This is a genomic window from Pseudolysobacter antarcticus (genome assembly GCF_004168365.1).
GTDB lineage: Bacteria > Pseudomonadota > Gammaproteobacteria > Xanthomonadales > Rhodanobacteraceae > Pseudolysobacter > Pseudolysobacter antarcticus.
This window is the reverse complement of record NZ_CP035704.1, coordinates 2,583,666-2,607,950: the sequence shown is the minus strand read 5'-3', so window position 1 is coordinate 2,607,950 and position 24,285 is coordinate 2,583,666. Positions and strand designations below refer to the sequence as shown.

At 57.6% G+C, this 24,285-nt stretch carries 22 protein-coding genes and 1 pseudogene; 17 read left to right on the top strand and 6 right to left on the bottom strand.

The window, feature by feature from the left end; all coding sequences use genetic code 11:
- Window positions 1-240 precede the first annotated feature (240 nt).
- Both ELE36_RS11080 and ELE36_RS11075 read left to right on the top strand, forming a co-directional pair.
- The gene (locus ELE36_RS11080; protein WP_129833287.1) at window positions 241-807 is read left to right on the top strand and encodes a hypothetical protein; all 567 of its coding nucleotides are present in this window, start codon (window positions 241-243) and stop codon (window positions 805-807) included.
- A gap of 117 nt (window positions 808-924) precedes the next feature.
- Window positions 925-1,698 carry a slipin family protein gene (locus ELE36_RS11075; RefSeq protein WP_129833285.1) on the top strand — a complete coding sequence of 258 codons (774 nt, stop codon included), beginning with the start codon at window positions 925-927 and terminating at the stop codon, window positions 1,696-1,698.
- A 359-nt stretch (window positions 1,699-2,057) separates the two neighbouring features.
- Here ELE36_RS11075 and ELE36_RS11070 read toward each other — a convergent pair whose 3' ends face one another.
- Entirely contained in the window at window positions 2,058-3,260 is a 1,203-nt protein-coding gene (locus tag ELE36_RS11070; RefSeq protein ID WP_129833283.1) for a hypothetical protein, read from the bottom strand.
- Between the two features lie 268 nt (window positions 3,261-3,528).
- Between ELE36_RS11070 and ELE36_RS11065 the strand changes: the two genes are divergently transcribed.
- The 4 genes from ELE36_RS11065 (at window position 3,529) to ELE36_RS11050 (ending at window position 6,669) form a co-directional block, all read left to right on the top strand.
- The gene (locus tag ELE36_RS11065) at window positions 3,529-4,209 is read left to right on the top strand and encodes a hypothetical protein (RefSeq protein ID WP_129833281.1); all 681 of its coding nucleotides are present in this window, start codon (window positions 3,529-3,531) and stop codon (window positions 4,207-4,209) included.
- The gene (locus ELE36_RS11060) at window positions 4,154-4,990 is read left to right on the top strand and encodes a hypothetical protein (protein ID WP_129833279.1); all 837 of its coding nucleotides are present in this window, start codon (window positions 4,154-4,156) and stop codon (window positions 4,988-4,990) included. The genes ELE36_RS11065 and ELE36_RS11060 overlap by 56 nt, the downstream gene beginning before the upstream one ends.
- Before the next feature lie 295 nt (window positions 4,991-5,285).
- A complete protein-coding gene (locus ELE36_RS11055; RefSeq protein ID WP_129833277.1) occupies window positions 5,286-6,032 on the top strand; it encodes a DUF72 domain-containing protein in 747 nt (248 codons plus the stop codon).
- Between the two features lie 49 nt (window positions 6,033-6,081).
- Window positions 6,082-6,669 carry a 2'-5' RNA ligase family protein gene (locus ELE36_RS11050; protein WP_165371570.1) on the top strand — a complete coding sequence of 196 codons (588 nt, stop codon included), beginning with the start codon at window positions 6,082-6,084 and terminating at the stop codon, window positions 6,667-6,669.
- A 78-nt stretch (window positions 6,670-6,747) separates the two neighbouring features.
- Here ELE36_RS11050 and ELE36_RS11045 read toward each other — a convergent pair whose 3' ends face one another.
- Window positions 6,748-8,811, bottom strand: a complete 2,064-nt coding sequence (locus ELE36_RS11045) for a DUF7452 domain-containing protein (RefSeq protein WP_129833273.1) — start codon at window positions 8,809-8,811, stop codon at window positions 6,748-6,750.
- Between the two features lie 237 nt (window positions 8,812-9,048).
- Window positions 9,049-9,390 (bottom strand): hypothetical protein, encoded by a 342-nt coding sequence (locus tag ELE36_RS11040; RefSeq protein ID WP_129833271.1) that lies wholly within the window; start codon window positions 9,388-9,390, stop codon window positions 9,049-9,051.
- 245 nt (window positions 9,391-9,635) lie between these two features.
- Here ELE36_RS11040 and ELE36_RS11035 point away from each other — a divergent pair.
- Both ELE36_RS11035 and ELE36_RS11030 read left to right on the top strand, forming a co-directional pair.
- A pseudogene (locus ELE36_RS11035) lies at window positions 9,636-9,845 on the top strand (alkylphosphonate utilization protein); the annotation flags it as partial.
- A 109-nt stretch (window positions 9,846-9,954) separates the two neighbouring features.
- Window positions 9,955-10,827: a dienelactone hydrolase family protein gene (locus ELE36_RS11030; RefSeq protein ID WP_242512245.1), complete on the top strand. Its 873-nt coding sequence runs from the start codon at window positions 9,955-9,957 to the stop codon at window positions 10,825-10,827.
- Window positions 10,828-10,909: 82 nt separating this feature from the next.
- Here the strand turns inward: ELE36_RS11030 and ELE36_RS11025 are convergent, their stop codons facing one another.
- Entirely contained in the window at window positions 10,910-11,578 is a 669-nt protein-coding gene (locus ELE36_RS11025; protein WP_129833267.1) for a DUF1345 domain-containing protein, read from the bottom strand.
- Window positions 11,579-11,695: 117 nt separating this feature from the next.
- On the bottom strand, window positions 11,696-13,489 hold the full coding sequence (locus ELE36_RS11020) for a hypothetical protein (protein ID WP_129833265.1): 1,794 nt from the start codon (window positions 13,487-13,489) through the stop codon (window positions 11,696-11,698).
- A 168-nt stretch (window positions 13,490-13,657) separates the two neighbouring features.
- Between ELE36_RS11020 and ELE36_RS11015 the strand changes: the two genes are divergently transcribed.
- The 8 genes from ELE36_RS11015 to ELE36_RS10980 all read left to right on the top strand — a co-directional run bounded on the left by ELE36_RS11015 (window position 13,658) and on the right by ELE36_RS10980 (window position 21,727).
- The gene (locus tag ELE36_RS11015; RefSeq protein ID WP_129833263.1) at window positions 13,658-13,819 is read left to right on the top strand and encodes an oxidoreductase-like domain-containing protein; all 162 of its coding nucleotides are present in this window, start codon (window positions 13,658-13,660) and stop codon (window positions 13,817-13,819) included.
- Window positions 13,820-14,052: 233 nt separating this feature from the next.
- Window positions 14,053-15,147, top strand: a complete 1,095-nt coding sequence (locus tag ELE36_RS21000; protein WP_277987047.1) for a hypothetical protein — start codon at window positions 14,053-14,055, stop codon at window positions 15,145-15,147.
- A gap of 135 nt (window positions 15,148-15,282) precedes the next feature.
- Complete coding sequence (locus tag ELE36_RS20995; protein ID WP_277987046.1) at window positions 15,283-16,149, top strand: hypothetical protein; 867 nt, start codon at window positions 15,283-15,285, stop codon at window positions 16,147-16,149.
- Between the two features lie 103 nt (window positions 16,150-16,252).
- Entirely contained in the window at window positions 16,253-16,762 is a 510-nt protein-coding gene (locus tag ELE36_RS11000; protein WP_129833257.1) for a DUF1993 domain-containing protein, read from the top strand.
- 2 nt (window positions 16,763-16,764) lie between these two features.
- Window positions 16,765-17,589 carry a dimethylarginine dimethylaminohydrolase family protein gene (locus ELE36_RS10995; RefSeq protein ID WP_242512244.1) on the top strand — a complete coding sequence of 275 codons (825 nt, stop codon included), beginning with the start codon at window positions 16,765-16,767 and terminating at the stop codon, window positions 17,587-17,589.
- 12 nt (window positions 17,590-17,601) lie between these two features.
- Window positions 17,602-18,240: a DUF998 domain-containing protein gene (locus ELE36_RS10990; RefSeq protein ID WP_129833253.1), complete on the top strand. Its 639-nt coding sequence runs from the start codon at window positions 17,602-17,604 to the stop codon at window positions 18,238-18,240.
- An 88-nt stretch (window positions 18,241-18,328) separates the two neighbouring features.
- Entirely contained in the window at window positions 18,329-20,278 is a 1,950-nt protein-coding gene (locus ELE36_RS20990) for an autotransporter outer membrane beta-barrel domain-containing protein (RefSeq protein ID WP_207215758.1), read from the top strand.
- Between the two features lie 225 nt (window positions 20,279-20,503).
- Window positions 20,504-21,727 (top strand): collagen-like protein, encoded by a 1,224-nt coding sequence (locus ELE36_RS10980; protein WP_207215757.1) that lies wholly within the window; start codon window positions 20,504-20,506, stop codon window positions 21,725-21,727.
- A 284-nt stretch (window positions 21,728-22,011) separates the two neighbouring features.
- On the opposite strand, the gene ELE36_RS10975 is transcribed toward ELE36_RS10980, so the two are convergent.
- The gene (locus ELE36_RS10975; protein WP_129833249.1) at window positions 22,012-22,746 is read right to left on the bottom strand and encodes an rRNA pseudouridine synthase; all 735 of its coding nucleotides are present in this window, start codon (window positions 22,744-22,746) and stop codon (window positions 22,012-22,014) included.
- A 179-nt stretch (window positions 22,747-22,925) separates the two neighbouring features.
- Between ELE36_RS10975 and ELE36_RS10970 the strand changes: the two genes are divergently transcribed.
- Entirely contained in the window at window positions 22,926-24,176 is a 1,251-nt protein-coding gene (locus tag ELE36_RS10970) for a threonine synthase (protein WP_129833247.1), read from the top strand.
- Window positions 24,177-24,285 lie beyond the last annotated feature (109 nt).

Below are 24,285 nucleotides of genomic sequence, written 5' to 3'. Positions count from 1 at the left end.
CGTGTGAAACCAGCCGACGCTTGTTGTAACGAGTCGTCGGCAGGCGGCGCTACGGCCTGTCGCCTTTCATCGCGTTTCCTTCCGACAGATCGATAAACTGAATTCATCGCGGCTAACTTGATCGAGTTGGCCGCTTGGGTTTTGTCGATCCTCGCAGTTGTCCATCGCGGTGATCGTTGTGGTTGCGGTGGTTGGCGAAGCGCGTCACTATCCGGCGTCGAAGTCTGGAAGGGGGAAACCATGCGACGTATCGCGCAACTGTTGTTTGTCTCGACCTTGCTGAGCGTTGCGGCCAGCGCCGAGCCGTTGAGTTACGACTACGCGTATCTCAGCCATCAACAGGATCATGTCAACGGCCAGGCCTTCAGCAACGATACGCTGGGCGGTTATTACGAGTTCGGCAAGAATTACCACGTGTTCGGTTCGTACGGCAATGCCGGCAGCTACGGCAATCCGGCGTGGAAAAACAGCCGCGCCGAGCGCGTTGGCCTCGGCGGTCATTGGTTGCTCGACAACGATACGATGATCGCGATCGAAGGCGCCGCGGTGCGCGCGCAGTTCGACAAACCGCTGATCGGCACGGTGCGCGATACCGGCGCATCGGCGATCTTCGAGATCCGCCATCGTTTCGCGCCGTGGGTCGAGGCGATCGCCAGCGCCAGCCACAGCGACGTGCTTGGCCACCGTACCAACGAGTTCGTCACCGGCCCGGTATTCCATATCAACAGCACCTTCGCCATCGGTGCGTTTTACCGCCATACCGAAAACAGCTCGGGTTTCGAAATCACGGCGCGAACGTATTATTGAGCCGGCGCATTCGACGCGCGAGCACCGCATCGGTTGCGAATCTCCGAAGCGCTTTGCAAAACCGCGGACGCGTGGGCGCGGTAGTACACTTGAAACCAGCCGACTACGGAATATTCCATGATCCTGTATTTTTTGCTTCCTTTGATTTTTATCGCGGTGGCCGGTTTGCGTGTTCTGCAACAATACCAACGCGGTTTGGTGTTTCGACTTGGGCGATACAGCGATACGCGCGAGCCTGGACTGACATGGATCATTCCCGGTATCGATCGCATGCAAACCGTCGACATGCGCGTGGTGACACAGGATATCGAGCCGCAGGAAACCATGACCAACGACAACGTGCCGGTCAAGGTGCGCGCGGTGGTCTGGTACAAGGTAGTAAATCCGCAGCGTGCGATCATCGAAGTGGTGCGTTTCGAGGATGCCGTGCGGCAAACCGCATTGACCAGTCTGCGTAGCGTGATGGGACAACATTCGCTCGATGAACTGTTGAAGGAACAGGAAAAACTTTCTGCGATGCTCGGCGAGATCATGGACAAGGTCACCGAACCGTGGGGCGTCGAAGTCGATCGCGTACAAATAAAAGACGTCGAAATTCCGCAGTCGATGCAGCGCGCGATGGCGCAGGAAGCCGAAGCGCATCGCGAAAAGCGCGCGCGCATCATCAAGGCGGAAGCCGAGCACGAGGCCGCACTCAAGCTCACGGAAGCTGCCACGCTGATGGCAAAAACGCCGATGGCGATCGAGCTGCGCCGAATGCAGATGCTGACCGAAGTGGGTGCCGAGCAAAACACCATGACCATTGTCATGATGCCGTCGGAATTCGTCACCGCAGCGAGCGCCTATGCGCGCATGGTCGACAAGGCTGATGTCGATACCACGCCGCGCTAGTGCCTGCGGCGCGTCATGCACTCGGCTGGTGTGGTCTGACTACGCAGAAAACTCTCTCCTGCCGCGACATTTGGGAAACCCGGCGCATCCCCAGAACGGAGCGTGGGTGGGTGGTTTTGTTCAAACGCTGAATCATTGCGCCGCTGCACTGCGGACACGCTAGCGCAGGTTGTTCCAATGGCGGTTTAAACCTGTCCGGTGCTGATTCGGCGCGTATTGCCGGAGCGACAATTTTTGCGGGAGCAGGGACTTTTGTCGGTAGCGGGATTTGCACCTCGCGAACCAGTTCGAGCAAGCGATCAGCGTCGATCAACTCGATGGTTTTGCCTTGGGCAAAGTCGATGGAGGATGAATCGGAATCAAACTTGAAATCGCGGCGACTTCAAACGCTGCTGCAGATTCTCGCGAACAAACGGCGATCGTTCGTCCTTCCAATCAGCCGGCGGCGCCAATGTTTTTCCCGCTCGAGACAGCGCGTGGCGCATGACATCGAGTTCGTTGCCGAGTTTCTCGCGGTCGCTGCCGTCAGCGATCATTTCCGCATTAGTGATTGGCTCGTTGCTCATCGCAGTCAGCTGCGCATACTGCAGATATATCCAGTCTTGTTGGCGCGAGCGCTTCACGTCTTCATCGGTGAATGCTGCGGTGACGGCCAGCATCCACTCGCCTGTATCGATCGCGCTGGCGCTGTTGCCATGATTGAACATCAGTCGACCGATACGTGCACAAACGTCAGTGTGGTTGACGTTTTTGTTTTTCCCTGGATCGACTGTGCAGGCGTCATCGAGTGCGTTGTAGTTGTTCAATATCGCCCCGACGCTGTGATATTCGACTGTTCCTTTCGCCAATTCATAATATTCGGCCAGGCTCGATTGCGGTGGGTTTCGCCGAGCCAGCAATTCGCGGTGTTTTTGCGAAAGCGGATGACGTTGATAAGCATCCAGCAGGATCTTGTACACGCCATTGTCGTATTCGGTCCAGGCTGTACTCGTGGCCATTCGCTGCAGCGCAGACTCGTACGCGGCTACATCTTGCGTCCTCCACGCGCGATCCAGCGCCAACATCCACACTACGCCGTTGTCCGGATCCATCCTTTGCAGGGTGTGCAGCGCCGCGGCAGCATTTTTTTCTTCTCCGCGCGTTTTGTTGGCTGCGACGAACGCCAGCCATTGCACGAGAATGTCGTCGGGTGAGGTATCGCTCGCGCGCTTTGCGAGCGCGGCCAAATGCGCTTGGTCCGTCGGTGGTGATGGCGAAGCGAGCAGTGTGACTAGGGCCATGTCGCGCGGCGTCTCGCTTTGCTCCAGCGCGTTGGCAACGGCGCGAACATAGCTATAGCCGAGGTCGCCGAGGCGTATTTCGAGATGTAGCGACTCATCGTAGGCCGAGTTCGGTTCGTACGCTGCATCACCGGTGGAGCCGTAAGGTTGCAGCCGATCTTCATTGCCTTCGAGACCGATCGGAAGGTAGACCTGGATCGCCGCCATCAGCGTTGGCGTGGCGCATGTCAGCAATACCAGCATGACGCGCTTCAGCAGCGTTTTGCAATGAACTCGATTCATCGTGGCGACCCTCTTCAACCCTAAAAGATATTAGCGCTTAATTTTCAGGCTGAAACGAGAATTGCAAAAATTAACACCCGTCACGCGTGCAAAGATTCACAGCGATGCCGTCGTCCGTAACTCCTGATGTAGAGCAGATGTGCTCGGTGTTGGCTGAGCAGATGTTCGGCCTGGCAGACTCACTGACATCAAATCCTGAAGCACTCTTCCCGGCACGCCCGGGTGTAGTATTTGGCAGCGGGGGGCCGCATCGCGTGGAGTGAGAGCCATGGAAACCCCGCCGTTGTTGCTGCGTTCTCGTTTGAATGTACTGATGATATTCATGCTCGGCGATGTCTGCGCATGGACCGCCGCGATAGCGGCGCCGGTATCGAGCAGCTGCGGCCTGGCTAACGCGGTGTTCTGCGAAACCTTCGATGCGCCGGCGGGTATCGGCAATCGGTCGGGCGATCTTGATGGCACGATCTGGGGCGTATCGCGTGCACTCGGCGGCATCAATTTTGGTCAGGGCCAATACAATTCCACGTCGCCGACAACGATGTCGCGCTGCGGTCAGGAAGTGACTGTGCAGCCGCCGAACGATGTCGCCATCTGCAACGGGCAACTGGTCGAGGCGCAGTTCGATCAGCACGGCGTAACCTCGCTGGCGATGTATCCGAAGCAGCCGTTCGACATCGCCGGACGCACCGGCGTGGTGACATTCGAAGTGAGCGACGACAGTCACGGTTCGCATCGCGCATGGCCGGAATTCTGGTACACCGATCAGCCGGTGCCGGCGCCGTTCACGCATTTTAGCTCGTTGCAAATGGTGCCGCGAAACGGCTTTGGCGTGCGTTTCGCCGGTTTCTGCCCGGCCAATCTGCCGGGTTGCGGCGTGCGTTTCATCTGCCCGGATGAGCCTGGTCATCACGGTCGATTCGGCTGTAGTGGTCAACAACTATGTCAGTGACGATTCGTTTACCGATGTCGGCACCGGGCCGATCGTGGTCACGCCGGTAGGTTGCGTGAAAGCGTCCGCGGGGCCGGGCGACATGAATCGCTTTCAATTGCGCGTGGCGCAAAATCGGATCGATGTTTACGCCAGCGACGCGGGCACGACTGCGCCGCTGAAAAAGATCGCGATCATCGACAATATGTCGTTGTCTTTGACCCGCGGCCTGATCTGGATCGAAGACGTGCACTACAACGGCGACAAGGACGGCATCGACCAAGGCACGCACACATTCAGCTGGGATAATGTCGGATTCGACGGCCCGCGTTTGCCACGCGATCTGGCGTTCGATGTGCTAGATCGGCTCGATCCGATGACCGGGATTTACACCGGCTTGTTGAATCTCGGCTGGGGTTTCGGGCCAAACGATCCAACGCCGCTGACTTTGTCGGTGCCTGGTGTATACAATGTTGCAAATGCAACAAATGCAATTCTGACCTTCAGCTATTTTGCGTTCACGCCAGTCACCTTGAGTTATCGAGTCAACGGCGGCGTCTGGCACGATCAGCCGTGGCCGTTCGGCGCGTGTTACACGCAAAACGGCGATGTATCGTGCGGCCAGAAAACCATCGCGGTGCCGGTGCCGCTAACGGATGTGCAGGCGGGAACCAATGCGATCCAGTTCAAGTCGACCGATGCCACCGAGATTTCGAATATCGATCTGGTGCTCGTTGGCGCCGGTGGATTGCCCGAGCTGGATCGTATTTTTATCGACGGCTTCGACAGCGGCTTGAATTGATTCGAAACACCAGCGCCTGTCTGATGTCGATTGTCGATTGTCGATTGGCGGATTCAGCGCTGGCGATCTTCGGCCTTGAAACGTCCTTTATCGTCAGCACGGCGCCGGATTTATCCTTCAACTGAAAACGAAATTACCCTGCGATCAGCTTGCCGTTGGCGCTGCTGATCTCGAAGAAAGTATAGACTTTACGCTCATCAGGATTTCTTCCGGCACACGCTTTTTGAGCGGGCGCTTGCCTGCAAAACCCGAGATGGTTGCGATAAAGTTAGCACCTGATAGTTGGCAGCGACAGATGACATCTCGAATCATTCACCCCGTTCGCATCGGTTGCGCTGGCTGGAACGTGCCGAAAGCGGATGCGTCTGAATTTTCACTCGACGGCAGCCATCTGCAGCGTTATTCCTCGCGTTTCAATTGCGTCGAGATCAATTCCTCGTTCTACAAGTCGCATCAACCATCGACGTATGCGCGTTGGGCTGAGTGCGTGCCGACGACGTTTCGCTTTTCGGTGAAATTGCCGCGCCGTATTACCCATGATCTGCGACTGGTTGGCGTGGGTGGGTTGCTCGATGCTTTTTTTGCCGAGGTCGATATGCTCGGTCAAAAACTCGGCTGTGTGCTGGTGCAGTTGCCACCGAGTTTCAGATTCGAGCGGGCCGTGGTGAATCGGTTTCTGCAGATGTTGCGTCGACGCCATGCCGGTGACGTGGTGCTGGAACCGCGGCATGCGAGTTGGTTCGAGACTGAGGCGGATGATGTGCTCAAGCATTTCAGCATCGGCCGGGTCGCTGCAGATCCTGCCGTTGTACCCGCCGCTGCGTTGCCGGGCGGCGATACGCGAGTGGTCTATTTGCGGCTGCACGGATCGCCAAAAATATACTATTCCACTTATCCACAAGCTCGATTGGTGGAAATCGCAGAAAGTTTGCATAACGCTGTTGCGGCAGGCGCGCGTGCCTGGTGCGTCTTCGACAACACTGCGCTGGGCGCGGCAACAGCCAATGCGCTCGAGACGACCAGGCTGGTCGAGAAACTCTGAGAGCCCAAGCTTGTCGCACAAGCACAGATAGAAAAACATGGGAGTTAATGTGTCGCCACAGCTGCATAATTTGTTTCTCGCACTGCGTCCTGCGCCCGAAGTTATCGAGCAGATCATTGCCGAGGTCGAAACTCTGAGAGAGAAAAAGCTGCTGAGCGGCAGCGGAATTTTGCCGAAGAATTATCACATCACATTACATTGGCTGGGAGCTTATCCAGAAGCTCCTAACGAAGTTCTCGCGCGCGCGAAGAAAGCCGTCGAAAACATCAAACTCCCGCCGATTGATTTTGTGCTGGATCATTTCATGGGCTTTCGCAACAAGGGCAGTTCGCCGTTGGTATTGTGTGCGTCGACGCATTCACAGTTGCAATCGTTATGGCGTGAGTTGCGCATTGCACTGAGTTACGCAGGGTTTGAAAAATTTCTGGAATCGAAGTTCAATCCCCATCTCACCGTTGCCTACACTGATACGATATTGCCGAAGCAGGATTTGACGTCACCGATAATTTGCCAAGTGCAAGAATTCGTCCTCATCGACAGTCATATCGGCAAATCTCGACACGTGATCCTGGATCGCTGGCAGCTGAATGGCGATGCTTCCACGCCGCTCAAACGAGACTTGTTCGGTGGCGCTTGAGACTTCGCGTTTCACTTGATGAGGTGATTGAGTCATCGAAGCCGAATGTCTTGTTCGAGTAAATCCCGACGCCGCTCGCTACTGGAAACCGTTGGCGAAAATCCGGTCGGTGCAATCGAAAATCTGAGCGGGATCTACCAGCACATGAAACTGTTCCGATACTGCGATGCCGCTGTAACCGAAGATGTACCAGTAAGCGCCATTGTAGTCGACATCGAATTGATCGCTGACCAGGCCTGCGCCGAGCAAGCGCGTGACATGCGGACGTGCGCACGGAATATTGTCGAGCAATGGATGACGCAATTGCACCGAGCTACCACTCAGGTTTCCTGATGATGCAGTGACCCGCCATGCATTGGGGCTGGCTTCCTGGGAGTAGACGTTGAAACCCAACGGTTGCGGCATGGTGGCGCCGTCGATATTGGCGATATGCCATTTCGAGCCGCCGTAATACACACCGACCGGATGCGGGTTGTACAAACTGGCTCCGCCGGCGCTCCAGTTCTGCGTGACCAGCACAATGCGATCGGGCAGGTTGTCGGTGCTGCCGTCACTGATCGTGGTGCCAAAACCGCTCGCGGTGCTGGCGCTGGTCACATGCGTAAATGAACCTCCGCCTACTGCTGGCGCCCACACATCAAAGTGAACGCTAGCCGCCATCGGCGTGGCAAAATCCTGGTTGAACAGCGCCCACGAGGGTGAGGTGTAGAACGCGCCAAACGCGTGTGGATAACTTGTACCGCCGCTGCTCACACCGATGTTGTAATTGGGCGTCGCGATCAAAGCCGCGGCAGGATTCGCGTCGAGTGCAGCGTTATCCATCAGGCTGTAGTTGGACGAGTTGTTAGCGCTACTGGTGACATGCGTGAAGCTGACATCGCCATATTCATACGCGCCGATATCCGGATTGGCCGGCGTGCCTTTGTAGCGGCGCAGGCCGTCGGCATCGGTGACCGGCAGTCCGTTGAGAATGAGGCCGAATCCCAATGTTGCGCCATCGGCAGCATTGATCGCGGGAGAATCCGCTAGCAATCGCGGCTGGGTATCGAGCACGAGTTTTGCAGGCGCGGTGATGGTGTGTGCGCCATAACCGACCGAGCTGGTGGTGGCGTTGATCAGGTTGTAATCATTGGTCAGCGGGCCGATCAGCGTAGCGACCATGTCGATGCCGCTATAGGCCGCGATCACGTTGTTGTTGATCAGACCGGTGATGCTTGCACTGCCGCCACCGCCCGACCACTGCGAAGCGCTAATGCCGTGATAGCAACGTGACACGGTGTTATTGATCGCCTGTGCGCTGATGGTGCCGTTGTTGACCACAAAACCGATGCCGGAGCCGCCGGTGCCGGCGCTACTGGCATCGTTGCAGATGACCACATTGTTATACACGCGTGCCGAATAGCTGCTGACGGTGCTGGAAAACAGACCTTCAGATACATAAATACCGGAGCGGAAAAATCCGCCGCGCACTTCATTGCCGTGCAGCTTGACGGTGCCGCTGGCACCTGTGCCGCCAGCGGCGATTTCATCGACAAAAATGCCTGCGCCGCTTACGCTGCTAGCCGAACTGCTGGTGACATGATTGAAGTAGACGCTGGCGTTGAGAACAGCGCCGGAATTGCTGACATGGATCAGACCGCGATTCAGTGAACTCGGCACGCCACTGACGCGATTGTTGTAGATGGTCGCATTCACCGTGCCGTGATTGGCGTCCAGCTCAATGAAGTTATAAACATCGCTGCCGACGCGCGTCAGGTTGAGTTCGCGCAAATCGTAAGTCGCTGTGCCAGTGCCGTTGTAGTTGGAAAAAACATAACCGTCGGTGAAATTCAGGCGGCTCACGCTGATCTGCAAATTGCCCGCGATACTGGAACTGGTAATGCTGAGCCAGTGCCCCGAACCGAATGCTGCGGTGTACCCATCTGCGCCGCTGAGAGTGAGGCTGCGATCATACAAGCTGATGTCTTCGGCAATCGCGGTATTGGTGGCAATGCGGATTTCATCGCCATTGGTGGCGCCGTCGATGCAGGCCTGCAACGTGCCAGTGCAAGGTGCTGTGCCAGGCCAGGTGCGGACGACGGCATTGGCCGTGATCGGCAGCGTTACGAGTGCGAGAAAAAAAACAGACAGACGAGATGACATGGCGGCACTCCATTCCAGAATTCTGCATGCGATCTTTTTGCGCTAACAACTTCGCGCATTGAACCGCATGTTCGGCTCATGTTGTACGCGCGCGTTTCGGCAATCACGCCGAAAATGCGACACCACTAGCAGGAATTTCCGGTAACTCGGTTTAGCGCCCGCAAAAAAATGCGGGGCCTGAGTCAGTCACGCATCGCGTGTGACTCAGGCCCCGCTACCACCACTTATGCGAACGAATTATTCACTGAACTCGATCGGTGAATCCAGATCGTGGCAAAAGTCTTCCTTGACCGGCACGCTGGTGGCGCCATCGGCAAACTTCGCGCGAATCCACTGGCTGCAACCCGACGTATCACTGGCCGACCACACCATCGTTGCGGTTTCGCCTGAAGCGATACCCGCACCGACGTCAAAATCACCCCAGGTCGAGTTGTTTTCCGAAACCTGCAGCTTGGTGATGTTGGATGCAGTCTTGTTTTTGACCACAAAATGCCACTGGTCGGCAGCGGCGGCGTACATCGCCGGAACGCCGATGGCAGCACAAATCAGGCTAGCGAAAATCGTATTCTTGATGGACATGATGTGCCTCGATGGTTGGGTAGGAATACACGGTGCGGACGACACGCTGGGATGCAGGCGGCGCCGGGATTTCGCGTACATCTAGATAGCGAGTTCCCCAACACGCATTACATCGGCAGGCGCATGCTAGTCGATAAACAGTGCTCGATGAGTGAATACCAAGCTGTCGCTGCGTAGCGCTTAGGTTAGTATTCAGCTAGATGAAGTTATCCCCAACGAAGAACCGGATTGAAACTAAAATGGCGGTAAAAGACAGTAACGGCAATGTGCTCAGCGAAGGCGACACGGTGACCGTGATCAAGGATCTCAAGGTCAAGGGCGCGTCGATCCCGCTCAAACGCGGCACCGTGATCCGCAATATCCATCTGGTCGAAGACGACGACGAGCACATCGAAGGCAACGCCGAAAAGATCAAGGGGCTGGTGTTGAAGACCTGTTTTTTGAAGAAGGTTTGAAGTCGCGAACTATCGCGCATCGAGCGCGAAGTGATCGTCTCCGTCGACGCCAATATTGCAGCTCGACATCGGCTACCATCCCGCATCCGCCTCGATTAAAGTCTGAGTCATGTCGTTCCGTCGATCGTTTCCAATCCGCACCTTGCTGTTGATCAGCGTAATTTTTTCCGTCGTCGACAGCGCAACCGTCAGCGCCGCGCAGACCGATAGCGAAGATCGGCCAATCGCGATTCCGATCAGTGATACCCAAGGCCATACGCGGCAGATGCGCGGTCACATCTGCATCCCCGCAGATACCGATCAGCCGCGTCTGGTCATCATCAACCACGGTTCACCGGCGCTGGCTACACAGCGTCCAGCGTTGACCCCGACCAATTGCAGCAGCGAGACCGCACAGTGGTTTCTCGGTCAAGGATATGCGGTGATGTTCGTGCTGCGTCTCGGTTATGGCGCGACCGGTGGACCATGGACTGAAACTTTCGGCACGTGTGATGACGCCGACTATTACCATGCCGGCCTGGAGACGGCCCGGCAGATCCGCGCGATGGTTGCGTATGCGCCGAAGATCGAAGACATCGATGCAAGCGACATCATTGTCGTTGGTCATTCCGCCGGTGGCTGGGGAACATTGGCGTTCAACAGCATGCCGCATCCGACGGTTGGCACGGTGATCAACATGGCGGCCGGGCGGGGCGGATATCAGGGTGCACCGAATGTCACTTGCCAACCCGAACGACTGGTCGAGGCCGCGCGTCGTTATGGCGAAACCGCGACTGCGCCGATGTTATGGATCTATGCGCGGAATGATCATTTCTTCGGCCCGTCACTGGCGCAAGAAATGTACGACGCCTATACCGCGGGCGATGACGAGGTTCAGTTCGAGCACGTCGGGAGTTTTGGCGAAGACGGCCATCAGCTCTTTTTCGCGCGCGGCGGTTCCAGAATATGGGGACCGCTCATCGAGACGTATCTCGGCGACTAGTACCGAGCAAATCACTTCGTTCCGATCAAGCGCTCGAGTTTTTTCAGAGCGCAACGTTGATCGATTCGATCAAGTGAATTCGCTAGAGCAGGCCGGCCGCGATATTGATCGTGAGTGCCAGCAGAATCGTGTTGAAAAAAAATGCGAGCACGCTGTGGATCAAACCGACGCGGCGCATCGTCCGGGTATTGAACGATACATCGGCGGTCTGGCCGGACGTGCCGATGATGCAGGCCGCGTAGAGAAAATCGAAATAATCCGGCGCGTCGGTGCCGGGAAATTCCATACCTTTGTACTGCTCGCCCTTGCCGAGATAAAAATCATGCGCATAGTGCAGCGCGAACATGGTCTGGCTGATCAGCCATGTCGTCAGCACGGTCAATCCGGCCAGGCCGATGTGGCCGAGTTTCATCCAGCCTTGCAGATCCTTGGCGGTGGATAACTCGATCGCGATTGCACAGAGTGTTGCGAGCGATGCACACGCGACGATCGCGAGCACGACATATTCACCTTCGTCCTGCGCGCAGGCGCGCGCGCGCATGTGATGTGTGGTCGACCGTGCCATCATCGAAATCGCCAGGATCAAATACAGCAACGCGGCGACATTCCAGCCGATCAAGCCACGCGTGACCGGCTGCGGGATCCACGCTGGCGGCAGCACAAACCACAATGCCACGCCGCATAGAATCGAGATGAACAAACGCGGCCGCGCAACGGCGACGCGCATTCCGGGCATGTGGCGGAGTTTCATTCGGAATGACTCAGGCTAAAACAATGCCGGCATTGTAGCGGACGCCGATCGACAGAACCGTTATTGCACGGAGGCTGATTTACAACGATACGATCAATCGCTTTTCGTCAAACCCGCTTACTGGAAACCGTTGCGAAATATCACATCAGTGATCGCGGGCTGAAACGACGCCGCCAGAAAAATCGGCGCGCCGCCCAGCGCTACCGCATTCGCTGGAGTGGTAGTGGTGGCCGCACTCTGCGAAAAATCCCACGCGCGTTTTTGCAGTGATCCACTCGCGATGCTGCTATTGAATGCGTAGTTGACGGCCGTCGGATTTTCATTCGCATGCTGTACCGCACGCGCCCACAACACATAGACCACTTGCCCGATCTGGTCGGAAAATACTGCGCCGTCCGCCGTTGCCGGGAGATTCAACGCCGAAGTTCGTGCTGCATCGTAGCGATATCCGAACAACAGATTTGCGGTCGTCTTGTACGCGTAATACTGCACGGTCGGAGTCTGGTTGTACGGCGTGATGCAGCCGAGATCCTTGTACAAGCCTTGCACCTTGGTGTTGTCTGTGCCGACCAGGTTGCCATTGCAGTCGGTGCCGTTTTCCTGCACCTCATCCGACGATGCATAAATGTGATATTGGCTGATGCCATTTTTCTGGCTGTTCACAAGCGCCTTGATGATGTAGTTGCGCGCGTAATCTGCCGCGCCGTATTGATCGCCTGCAGGCGCGAGCGTACTGCCGGAAACGTTTTGTGGCATAACGCGTGGCACGTTGTTCTCGGTGACGATGAAGATCTTGCGCGGTTTGCTCGTGCCGTCGTATCCGCCCGCGGCAAGCACATCGACAAAGGCCTGCTTGAGTGCGATGTAGTTGGCCGTGGCTGTATCCGAATTGGCGAGCGCGCAGAATCCGGTGCTCGCGATATAGACCTCGTTCGCCGTGCATGCTGCGGCGCTGCCACCGTAACGACGCAGGCTGTATTGCGGATACGAGTGATACGACAGCACATCGAAATACGCACCGCCGCCGAGTGGGTAACGTGACGATACCGAACCTTCGCTGCCGTCGCCTTCACCCGGATTTTGCTGGTTGGCGCCCGGGTTATCGGTATTGCGCAGCATCGCTTGCACGAATGACGGATAACCCAATCCGCCGGTCGCTACATAGGCTGTGGGATCGACCGTCTTGACTACTTCATAGATGATGCGATGCAGCCGATTGACATGCGAAATCGGCGCTTTGAGATTGCTCAAATCGCATGGCAGCGGATTGACGGTGCCCCAGTATTGCGCCGACGCGGTGTTCTGACTGGCGTTGTAGTTTGGTGTGAAATCCGGTTCGTTCCACACCTCGTAAAACTTGACGAAATTCTTGTAGGTGCTGACCACCTGGAACATGTAGTCAGCCAGATAATTCTGTGGATTGACCTTCTTGAAACCCGGATGCGCGGCATCGTCGATCCAGATCGGCAGATACATGTTGGCGTGCATCCAGGACTGATCCGCACAACCGCCGTAGTGATTCGGATCGCGCCGTGTACCGCTAACGTGATACGAAGCGTTGACGAAAATTGTGTTGTCGCGCGCGCCGAGGCTTTGGAAATGCGTGAACTGCGGCACGCGAATATTGATGCCGTAGGTCTGGATAAAATCGTCGTACAAGGCGCCGCGCAAGGTATGTGCGCCAACGCCAGGCTGGCTTTGCACCGGATTGCCGAGCAGGATATCGCCGACCTGATTGTCGTTGTCGCTCCAGCCGAAATAGCCCATATTGCTGCCGTATGCGAACAGACCGGAATAGACAGGCACTTGAGTATCGGCGCTGTAGGAAATCGGCGTGACCTGCGCGCTGGCAGCGCGGGGCGCAAGGTTGAACAGTGCGATGGCGAGGCCTGCGATAACGCCTGGTCGCATCGAGTTTTTCAACATTGCATTTAGCCGTCCATCGCCGATTTGCATGTAGTGATACCTTACGCGGAATATGTTCCGCGAGTGTCAGGCAAAACCGTAACGGATACCAGTCGGCAGCGATATGCAACACTTCATTCCATCCATCGCGCATGCCGGTTTGGCTCAGCCCTCATGAACCTAGCAAACGATACTCCACCTTTGCCGCCAATCGAGCCCGATCCCGGCGATTGCTGCGGCGAAGGTTGCACGAATTGCGTATTCGATATTTACGAGGCGGCGATGGCGCGATATCTGATTGCGCTGGCCGCATGGAAGCGCGATCGAGAGAGTTGAACGAGGTTGCGAGTTGCCCCTGGCGCCCTTGACAGTCAGCGCAGCAGCGGCAGACACTCGATCGGTTGTAGAAGCAAAACATATACTCAAGCAACATGATCGATGCGACAAGCCGCAGCGCATGCTGTGTTGTTCGGGGCAACAAAAAAACCGGTCTGCAGGCGATACTTCTGCCGGAGACTTTAGGCGCAGCGCATCGCGTTTCATGCAAGCTCACCAATGGGGATAATTTCATGAAGCAAGATCCTGCGCGTCTACCGCAGCGCCGAGTGCTCGCGGTTGCGTTGTCGTTGCTGAATGTCGGCGCCATCGCGGATGCCTCTGCCGCCGACGTGCAGATCAATACGCCGCCCGCCGGAAATTTTGTGGTGAAGGACAATACCGGCGCTACAACCTTGCTGGAGGTCGATGGCAGCGGCGTAGTGACCGTGCCTTATCTGGCCACCGCGCCAACGACGTATTCGAACGCGGTGTGTTTCGGCAGCGGTGGCGTGTTGGGCCAGTGCGCATCGGCCGCCGGAGTGACCGGTGCGACGGGCGCAACCGGCGCTACGGGTTCGCCCGGGCCGGCAGGTGTTACCGGTGCGATGGGCCTGACAGGCGCTATCGGTGTCACCGGTTCTGCTGGACTTGTCGGAGCTGCAGGCGCAACGGGCCCTGCTGGTGCGACAGGTGCAGTCGGCGCCACCGGTTCTATCGGGCCTGTTGGTGTTACCGGTGCGACCGGGCTGGCTGGCGCCACCGGTGCGATTGGCGCCACGGGTGCAGTCGGGGCCGCGGGTGGATTGATCCCATTTTCCACGGGTATCATTCTCAGCGGAGCCACTGTAGTTTCAGCCAGTCCGGTGCTGATGGGTTTCGGTAATCACACCACCGAAGTTATCAGCGGGGCAGGAGAATCGACGATGCCGCCCGAGGCCGCCGGCTTCGCCTTCCCGATTCCTTTTGCAGGCACGGTGCAGAATCTGCAAGTCAGCGCGGATCTGCTGGTAGCATCCGTGGTATCCATCAACGTCGTCGGCCTGCAGTACGATTTTACCGTTTTCCTCGCGCCCGCCGTTGCCAATAACGGCATGGATCATCTTGCGGCGAGTTACGTGACAACTCCGCTTTCCAGCTCGCTCAGATTCGGGTTTCCGAATACCATCGTAACCGCCGGTACATTTCGCAGCGCTACCAATATCAATACCGGTACGGTGCTGACTGTCGCTGCCGGTGATCGCATCGGTATCCGCATAAGAACGCTCGGCGCGACTGATTCCTCCGCGGCCGATATCACGCAACTCTCCTTCAGCGCCACTCTTTCCTATACCCGCAACGCACCTTAGATATGGGCACGTTTGCGCGCACCGACCACAAACGAATTAATGAACGGGAGTGACTCCATGAAACGCGATTCCGCATCTCCACTTGCGCGGCGCCAAATACTTGCGATGACGATTTCGCTCTTGTTTGCCGGAACGATGAACGCAGTCCATGCCGCCGATGTGCAGATCAATACGCCACCCGCCGGAAATTTTGTGGTGAAGGACAATGCCGGTGCCACCACTTTGCTGATGATAGATAGCGGCGGTGTGGTGACCGTGCCTTATCTCGCAACGACACCTGGCACATATTCGAGCGGCGTATGTTTCGGCCCTGGCGGCGTGTTGGGCCAATGCTCGTCGATCGCCGGAGCGACGGGCGCAACTGGTGCGACTGGCCCTGCAGGAACGACGGGCTCCATTGGTCTGACTGGCGCAATGGGTGCGACCGGAGCAATCGGTCCCACTGGGGTAACCGGCTCCATCGGTCTGGCAGGTGCAACCGGCGCTACCGGTCTGGCCGGTGCGACGGGATCTACAGGCGCCACTGGCCTTGCTGGCCCGACCGGTTCCACGGGCCCGGGCGGCGCCTGCGAATTCGCTGATTTTTTTGCGTTGATGCCGCCGGATAATGCGGCTACGGTGGCGCCGGGCAGCGATGTTTCATTTCCGCAGAACGGCCCAGCCTCCGCAGGGATAGCTCGCATCGGTCCCAGTGCATTCAGCTTGTCCGCCATCGGCACGTACCAAGTCATGTTTCAGGTCAGCGTGGACGAGCCCGGACAACTGATTCTCACGCTCAATGGAGTCGATCTTGCGTACACGGTGGTTGGCCGCGCGACGGGTACGAGCGAAATTTTCGGTGTATCGCTGATCACGACGAGCTCGGCAAATTCGGTGCTCACCGTGCGCAATCCTGCAGGCAATTCCCCGGCACTGACGATCACGCCGCTTGCTGGCGGAACACGACCGGCATCAGCACATATCACGATCACGCAGCTGCGCGCGGGAGCGGCGGGCTGCTGATTCACGCGAGTGATCGCCGCACCTATCAGCAATATCACCGTTGCCCGGCATCGATAAAATTTACACCGCAAAAATTCGTCCCGCCATCATCGAGAAAACCGCCATGACCGATTTCATGTACACCGCGTCCGTTCCCGTGTTCAAGCAAATGCTGGATGCTCTTGCCGAGATTCTGGCCAAGACCGAAGCGCATGCCACCGAGAAAAAAATCGAACCGTCGGCATTGTTGAATGCGCGGCTGTTTCCCGACATGTTCCCATTGCGCAAGCAGGTGCAGATTGCCTGCGATTTTGCGCGTGGCATTTCCGCACGACTGGCCGAGGTTGAGTTGCCGGTGCATGAAGACCACGAACCGATGTTCGACGAGTTGCGCGCGCTGATCGCCAAGTCGCTGGCGTTTATCGGCGGCATCGACGCGGTTAAGTTCGATGGCAGCGCAAGCCGCGAAATCGTGTTGCGACCGGGCACGCCAAAAGAGAAAAAACTTTCCGGCCAGGCTTATCTTCTGAGTTACGGACTGCCACAGTTTTTCTTCCACATCAGCGCCGCGTACATGGTGTTGCGTCACAGCGGTATCGAGATCGGCAAGCGTGATTACATGGGCACCTATTGATGGTGTCAGCGCAAGCAACGTGTATCGCGATCACACGTGAAGTCAGTACGGCGCTTGCGCACTGCGAGCTGTCGTTCGTATCGCGTGCGCCGATCGATCTGATACTCGCCATCGCGCAGCATCGAGCGTATTTGTGCGCACTGGAATCGCTGGGGTGTGTAGTGATTTCGATGCCAGCGCAGGACGATCTGGCAGACTCGGTATTCGTCGAGGATGTGGCGGTTGTGCTCGACGAAATCGCGATCATGACACGCCCCGGCGCGGCATCGCGTCGCGCGGAAGTCGCATCGGTTGCGAAGGTGCTCGCGCGCTATCGAACGGTGTTGGAGATTGTCGCGCCTGGTACGCTGGATGGTGGCGATGTGCTGCGTCTCGGTTGCGATATTTATGTCGGTGAATCCGCACGCAGCAATGCCGCGGGCATCGCCCAGTTGCGCGAATTGTGCGCGCCGTTCGGCTATCGCGTGCATGGCGTGATCACGCAGGATTGCCTGCATTTGAAATCCGCGGTGACCCAGGTTGCCGACGATACCTTGCTGATAAATCCGGCGTGGCTCGATCAAACGCGCGGCGATATTGTGCTGTTCGCTGGCTGGAAAATGATCGATGTCGATCCCGCTGAACAACACGCGGCGAACGCATTGTTGGTCGGCGATGGTCTGATTTATCCCGCGTGTTTTCCGCACACGCGGCAGCGCTTGCAAGATGCCGGAATCGCAGTGACGAGCGTCGATGTTTCCGAGTTGCAAAAGGCCGAAGGTGCGGTGACGTGTTGCAGTATCGTGTTTGCTGGAACTACCTCGCTCGCCACCGGAAATATCAAATAGGAAGAGCCACGCATGCGCCTGAGTTCTGCCTCCACATCGTATCGACTGGGAACCGCCGCGCTGCTGGGCATTCTGCTGTTTGTGCTGATCGCAACAACGCTGCAATTTTTGCGCAGCGATCTGGATTGGCAGCGCATGCAGTTGAGTTTTTACCTGATCGGCGAATATTCGCTGTGGCTGCGGGCGGCGTATTTTGTGCTGGCCTTGACCATCCTCGGCTTGGCATTTGGTCTCTACCGCGCGCTGCAAACGAGCGCGCGCAGTATCGCTCCGCTGGGTTTGTTCGTTGTCGCCGCGCTGGCCTTGGTCATGGTCGTGTTCGCGACGACCGACATTCCGAAACACGACGCAACGCTGCATGGATTTGTACACAACATTTCTGCACTGACTGCGTTTGTTTGCGTGACTACCGCGATGCTGTTGCAGTCATGGCGTTTTCGCGGTGATGCGTGGTGGCGAACGTATTTCCGTTTTGCATTCGCCTTGGCGCTGGTTTGTTTTGCCGCGATCTGGATCAACACCTACTGGCGTGAATGGCCACGCGGACTCACGCAAAAAATCGTGAGTGTACTGATCGTCTGGTGGCTGTTGCTCGCCGCGATCTGGTTGCGCCGCTGCGGTTTGCGGCGTGATGGGCGTGAGCAAGTATAGTAAACAGCGTGGTCGCGCGCGGGGTTGGCAGCGGTGCCAGCGATTGCATCAGCAATACTATTGGTAATTCCACAGGGGGAGTTCTGTCATGCGTGTTGCGAATCTCGCAATCAATTCGTTGTGTCTTTGTATTTCCGTAGTGCTCAGTGGCGCCGTTGCGCACGCCGCCGATGTCACCGTGGCGGCACCCGCAGGTGGCGGTTTCAGCGTGCGGGATTCGGCCAACAGCACCGATTGGCTGCGGGTTTACAACGGCAGCGTGAATATCCCCGCATTGGCCAGTTCCGCAACGCAGGCCAACGTCCTTTGTTTCGATACCGTCGCCGGCACACTCGGGCCCTGCGCCGCAGGCTCAATGAGCGGGCCGACCGGTGCCATGGGCGCGACGGGTTCCGCGGGCGCGACCGGTGCAACCGGCTTCGGATTCACCGGTGCGACCGGCGCCACAGGCAGCGGCAGTACCGGCGCGACTGGTAATACCGGACCCGCAGGCGCCACCGGCGCGACGGGAGTTGCCGGATCCACAGGAATCGGTGCGACGGGTGCTACTGGTGTCGCTGGTACGACGGGCGCTCTTGGCGCTACCGGTTCTATCGGCTCTGCAGGCATCACTGGTGCCACGGGTTTTGGTGCAACCGGTGCAAATGGCGTAGCCGGCACGACGGGGGCGACCGGCGCAACTGGCTTCGGATTCACCGGTGCGACCGGCGCCACGGGCAGCGGCAGCACAGGTGCGATGGGTAATACCGGACCCGCAGGCGCCACCGGCGCGACGGGAGTTGCCGGATCCACAGGAATCGGCGCGACGGGTGCGACAGGCATTACCGGCCCACAAGGTATTCAGGGCGTTACCGGCGCAAACGGTGTTACAGGCGTGACTGGTGCCACGGGTTTTGGTGCAACCGGTGCGACTGGTGTAGTCGGCACGACGGGTGCGATTGGCGTGACTGGTCCTACCGGCGCCATCGGCGTTACCGGCGTTGGAATCACCGGTGCGACTGGCAGCGGTGCAACGGGCGCTGCAGGCAATACCGGACCAGCGGGAGCCACCGGTCCTTCCGGCTCGACCGGCGCAATCGGTGCCACGGGCGCGGGTGTGACAGGTGCTGTCGGAGCAACTGGCGCGACTGGCGTAACCGGTATGACCGGTACGGTTGGGCTAACAGGTAGTACGGGAGCAACCGGTGCAACAGGAGTGACCGGTGCCACGGGTGCAGCCAACATCAGTGGAACAATCAATAATTTGGTCAAATTCACCGGATCAACCACCGGCGGTAATTCATTAGTTACCGATAATGGTTCGGGAATCGGGATTTTTGGCCTTCCCGCGGCGGGTTATTCCGTAGTTGGATATGATAGCACTGGTACTCCTGCCCTGGGCTTGGATGGTTTGGGTGTAAAAATCGGCGATGTATTTGGATGGGCTGATGGAAATTATTTCTTCACCGATTTTGAGGGTGCGGGTAATTTTCAATTCATCGGTGGAAATGTTGGAATTGGTGCCGTGTCGCCAAGTCAAAAGCTGGAAGTAGTGGGGAATGTAATTATTCCGGCAGCCAATGAATACATGTATGGTGCGGCTAAAACACATTATTACAGCGTTTCTCCGCCGGCCTTTACCCAGGAAGGTTCCACCTATAATACAGCGATAGGCCCCTACGGCGTGTATGTACCGAATGGAACGTCAACGGTCGTTGCTTATTTGCAGGCGCCGGTAAACTTGCCGGATGGCGCAGTCGTGACCAAAGTCGAAGGGTTTGTGATCGATAAGGACGGCACCTACAACACACAGCCGCTGCAGTTGTGGAGAACCGATGCTGCAGTGGGAACTTCCGGCAATTCCACCATTATTGCAAACGCTCCTGCTACCACCGGTTCAAATTTCGCTATTCAGTCAACCAGTACAACTTCCATTTCCTTCCCGGTTATAAATAATGCAACCTATACCTATTACTTGCGCTGGGGTACGATGCAAGCCAATGCAAATCTGATCCTGTGCAAAGTGGTGATCACTTATACGGTCACAAAAACCGACTAAAGAAATTTTATTTGCATGCAGGTGTCATCAATTTGATGATCAATACGCGACTATTCTGAAATAGATCGGATTCGTGTGGATTTTATGGCCTTGATTCGCTGCGGCCCGGTGGCGCTGCGGCGGTAGATCAGGTGATGTTTGCGGACAAATGATGTAAACGGCGTTGTCGGAAGTATGCGGCTGGCGCACAATATTCTTGGTGATTCAATCAGGGGAAGGTCTGTCATGCGCGTTTCTAGTCCGGCAATCAATTCGTTGTGTGTCTGTATTTCCGTAGCGCTCACTGGCGCTGTGGCTCACGCTGCCGATGTCACTGTGGCCGCGCCTACCGGTGGCGGCTTCAGTGTGCGTGATTCGTCCAACAGCACGGACTGGCTGCGGGTTTACAACGGTGCGGCGAGTATTCCCGCATTAGGCTCATTGGCGACGCAGACCAATGCGCTTTGTTTCGATATCACGACTGGCACGCTCGGCCCTTGTGCTTCCGGCTCCTCGGTAGGCCCCACCGGTGCCACCGGCATGATCGGAGCGATGGGTGCGACGGGAGTTGCTGGAGCTATCGGAGCAACTGGCGCCACGGGATTCGGTATGACCGGCGCAGCAGGCGTGACCGGTGCAACAGGTGTTCAGGGCCTGGTCGGTGTGACTGGACCCACTGGCGTGAGTGGTAGCGGCGCGACCGGCGTCACTGGCAATATCGGCGCAACCGGCGTTACCGGTGCAAACGGTTTTACCGGCGCAACTGGCGCTACGGGCTTCGGCGCTATTGGAGCAACGGGCGTAGCGGGCGTGACCGGTGCCATTGGTGCAACCGGGCTAATTGGCGCGATCGGATTTACCGGTGCTACCGGCGCCACGGGTACTACGGGCGTCACGGGGGCGTTTGGTCCGACCGGCGTCACCGGCTCGATAGGGTCTACGGGCGTTACCGGTGTCGCAGGTTCTGGCGCGGTATTCTTGTCGAGTTCAACAAGCGCAGCGATTAATACCGTGTTGGGTGGATCGGCAGGAAATGTGGCTATCCTTCCATTGTCGGGCGCTATTGGAACGGCACCCACGGTGACATCTGCGAGCACATACTCGAACCCCACATCATGGGGATCCATGCAAGTGCTGCCGAAGGCAATCACCCTGACAACATTGCAACTGACGTTGGTGAACCTTAATGCACAAAGCCTCATTGGCACGACCGTCTCGCCCACAGTGAGGTTGTTTAAGGTGCCTGCCGGTTCGACGACAGGATCTGCAATTCCAGGATTCAGCTGCATCGCTGCTCCTCCGCTCACCGGTATCGTAGCTGTCGGTCAACTGTCTTCATGCGGCCTTGTCGGCGCATCGGTCAGCTTCAGCGCGGGAGACGCGGTATTTGTCGAGATCAGCGAAGCGTCAACAGGACTGTCGTTGATCAATAGCAGCAACTACGCGGTCTCGGTAAGCGTTGCGGAATAACTGCGGAAATCCGCACCCGACAATCTGTCGGCGCCTTATGTGCCGACAGATTTATCGCCGGGCTTTCTGCGTTTACGCACGGGATCGTTGAAATCTTCATGAGACTTTCCTCGCGTCTTTACTGCCAAATAGTTGCATTTTTCTGCGAGCGGCTTGCGGTAATTGCGACTGACACGAAGCTCCTGCTCATCGAATAGGCGCGGATTGGCGTCACTAAGTAGCGAAAGGTGTTCAATGCGGATTACGCGGGTATTCGAGGAATGCCGTTCGGCACGCGTTAACGCTTAGAATTTTTCGTAGTTCGGCAGATAACGCCACTCGCCCGGCGGCATTTTGCCGAGCGAAATGCTGCCGATGCGAATGCGCTTGATCGCGACCACATCGAGTTCGACCGCGGCGCACATATGCCGGATCTGTCCGGGCTGCACGCCCTTGAGCGCAAAGCGCAGCCGCACTTCGTTCTGCCAACTGACCTTGATCGGCGGCAGCGGGCGGCCATTGAAACTCAGGCCGTGGCTGAGGCGTTTTAGTCCGTACGGGCCGAGTTCGCCGCTCACTTCGACGATGTATTCCTGCTCGATGCGATCGGCGTCTTCGCTGAGCTTGCGAGTGATGCGCCAGTCTTGCGTGAACACGATCAGTCCGCTCGCATCGGCTTCCAGCGGCAGGATTGCGGTGAGTCGGTTGAAGTGGCGTTTCAGGCTGCGCATGCCGGAGCGATCATCGGCATAACGCGATGCCGGTGTGATCAGCGCCAGCGCCGGATTATTACCCTCATCTGCATCGTAACCGAGCGGTTTGTGCAGCAGGATCGTGGCCGGTTCCGCCACTGCGAGATGCGCATTGGGCAACAGCAACACCTCTTGCGCGAGCACCTTGAATTGCGGCTCCTCTACCACTTCGCCATCGACCGTGACCCAGCCGCCTTCAATGTATTGCTCGGCGTCACGGCGGGAGCAATCCACGAGTTCGGCAACACGTTTGGCGAGACGCATAGGTTCAGTCGGTGGCAAAGTCATGGCGGACAAGATTCGAATCAGGGTGACTATTGTAATTGCTGCGTCAACCGCGTGCCGGGTGAGTTTGATTTGCGCAAAAAGTCACATCGCGAATTTATCCAGCGACCGATTACCCACGGCACTTTATCCGCAACCGGACATCGGGCACTCTCGCTGTTTTCCGCTCGGATGATTTCCCCATGTCGTATGTGCGTTGTTTGCGTGGCCTGGCCTCGGGTGTCGAGTATTCCGCCGACCTGCCGATGAATCTCGATCCAGTCGATGGCCGGCCAGTCGAGATGCTGCTCGATCTGGAGCGTCTCGCCGCCGAGCAACCGTATACGCGCTGGTACGACCGCTCGCGTCGTGACATGTGGCGTTTCGGCGGGCTGATGGCGATGGATATCAACGATCCCGCAGATGCGCAACACATCGTGGCGCTGGGCGAGGGCAACACGCCGTTGCTGGATTATCGCCAGCATCCACTAGCGAGCGCTGCCGGAATCGTGTTGCAGGTGAAAGAAGAGGGCAAGGCGCATCCAGGTTACGGCGCCAATCCGACCCAGAGCTTCAAGGATCGGGGCATGGCGATGGTGGTGGCGCAGGCGCGACGCCTCGGGCTTACTCATCTCGCCGTGCCAACGCAGGGCAACGCTGGTGATTCGCTTACACGTTATGCGCTGGCTTGTGATTTGAACATCGTCGTGGCGATGCCGGATGACACGCCGATGCCGATTCTTGGCAACGTCGCCGCGGCCGCGCAGCGTTTTCCGGAGCGGGTCAAACTCGAATTGGTCGGGCCAACGATTCGCGAAGCTGGCGCCTTGCTCAAGCAGAAATATATTCCGCAGGGCTATTTTTCGGTGGCCACATTCCAGGAACCCGGCTGGCGCATCGAAGGAAAAAAATCGCTGGGTCTGGAGCTGGCCGAGCCTGCGCACGGCGAGAGCAAATGGTCGTTGCCGGATGCGGTGATTTATCCGACTGGCGGCGGCACCGGTGTGCTCGGCATGTGGAAGGCGTGGGATGAATTGCAGGCGCTGGGTCTGATCGATTCACGTCGTCCGCGCATGTTGTGCGTGCAAAGCGAGGCCACGCCGCCGCTAGTGAATGCGTTTGAATCCGGCGCAGCAGATACCACCGTCGTCACCGCGGGTCAGACAATTTCCAGCGGCTTGAATGTGCCGGGCGGTGTCGGCCATTTTCGTGTGCTCGAAATCATTCGCGCCAGCGGCGGCGCAGCGGTGGCGGTGAGTGAAGCCGATACCGCCGCGGAGCTGAGCAGAGTCTGGCGCGATACACGCTGGTGGATCAGTCCGGAGGGTGCGGCGTGTCTGGCGGCGTTGCCGCAGTTGCTTGATCGCGGATTGCTGAAACGCGGCGAACGTGTAGTTGTGGTCAACACGGGATCGTCGGAGAAATATCTACCGGCGCTACGCACCTTGTTGTAGTGAATCGCGCTCACAACTATTTACATACGTTGCCTCGGCTTGAGCCGACGACTTCGGTTCACCTCCGCTCTTGCGCGTTACCAATCAGGCGGCAATTGTTTCCGAAGCG

Excerpts from the sequence above, each read along its gene's own strand:
- ELE36_RS11080 (WP_129833287.1), top strand. The coding sequence starts at position 241 with ATGCGACGTATCGCGCAACTGTTGTTTGTCTCGACCTTGCTGAGCGTT.
- ELE36_RS11075 (WP_129833285.1), top strand. The coding sequence starts at position 925 with ATGATCCTGTATTTTTTGCTTCCTTTGATTTTTATCGCGGTGGCCGGT.
- ELE36_RS11070 (WP_129833283.1), bottom strand. The coding sequence starts at position 3,260 with ATGAATCGAGTTCATTGCAAAACGCTGCTGAAGCGCGTCATGCTGGTA.
- ELE36_RS11065 (WP_129833281.1), top strand. The coding sequence starts at position 3,529 with ATGGAAACCCCGCCGTTGTTGCTGCGTTCTCGTTTGAATGTACTGATG.
- ELE36_RS11060 (WP_129833279.1), top strand. The coding sequence starts at position 4,154 with ATGAGCCTGGTCATCACGGTCGATTCGGCTGTAGTGGTCAACAACTAT.
- ELE36_RS11055 (WP_129833277.1), top strand. The coding sequence starts at position 5,286 with ATGACATCTCGAATCATTCACCCCGTTCGCATCGGTTGCGCTGGCTGG.
- ELE36_RS11045 (WP_129833273.1), bottom strand. The coding sequence starts at position 8,811 with ATGTCATCTCGTCTGTCTGTTTTTTTTCTCGCACTCGTAACGCTGCCG.
- ELE36_RS11040 (WP_129833271.1), bottom strand. The coding sequence starts at position 9,390 with ATGTCCATCAAGAATACGATTTTCGCTAGCCTGATTTGTGCTGCCATC.
- ELE36_RS11030 (WP_242512245.1), top strand. The coding sequence starts at position 9,955 with ATGTCGTTCCGTCGATCGTTTCCAATCCGCACCTTGCTGTTGATCAGC.
- ELE36_RS11025 (WP_129833267.1), bottom strand. The coding sequence starts at position 11,578 with ATGAAACTCCGCCACATGCCCGGAATGCGCGTCGCCGTTGCGCGGCCG.
- ELE36_RS11020 (WP_129833265.1), bottom strand. The coding sequence starts at position 13,489 with ATGCGACCAGGCGTTATCGCAGGCCTCGCCATCGCACTGTTCAACCTT.
- ELE36_RS11015 (WP_129833263.1), top strand. The coding sequence starts at position 13,658 with ATGAACCTAGCAAACGATACTCCACCTTTGCCGCCAATCGAGCCCGAT.
- ELE36_RS21000 (WP_277987047.1), top strand. The coding sequence starts at position 14,053 with ATGAAGCAAGATCCTGCGCGTCTACCGCAGCGCCGAGTGCTCGCGGTT.
- ELE36_RS20995 (WP_277987046.1), top strand. The coding sequence starts at position 15,283 with ATGAACGCAGTCCATGCCGCCGATGTGCAGATCAATACGCCACCCGCC.
- ELE36_RS11000 (WP_129833257.1), top strand. The coding sequence starts at position 16,253 with ATGACCGATTTCATGTACACCGCGTCCGTTCCCGTGTTCAAGCAAATG.
- ELE36_RS10990 (WP_129833253.1), top strand. The coding sequence starts at position 17,602 with ATGCGCCTGAGTTCTGCCTCCACATCGTATCGACTGGGAACCGCCGCG.
- ELE36_RS20990 (WP_207215758.1), top strand. The coding sequence starts at position 18,329 with ATGCGTGTTGCGAATCTCGCAATCAATTCGTTGTGTCTTTGTATTTCC.
- ELE36_RS10980 (WP_207215757.1), top strand. The coding sequence starts at position 20,504 with ATGCGCGTTTCTAGTCCGGCAATCAATTCGTTGTGTGTCTGTATTTCC.
- ELE36_RS10975 (WP_129833249.1), bottom strand. The coding sequence starts at position 22,746 with ATGACTTTGCCACCGACTGAACCTATGCGTCTCGCCAAACGTGTTGCC.
- ELE36_RS10970 (WP_129833247.1), top strand. The coding sequence starts at position 22,926 with ATGTCGTATGTGCGTTGTTTGCGTGGCCTGGCCTCGGGTGTCGAGTAT.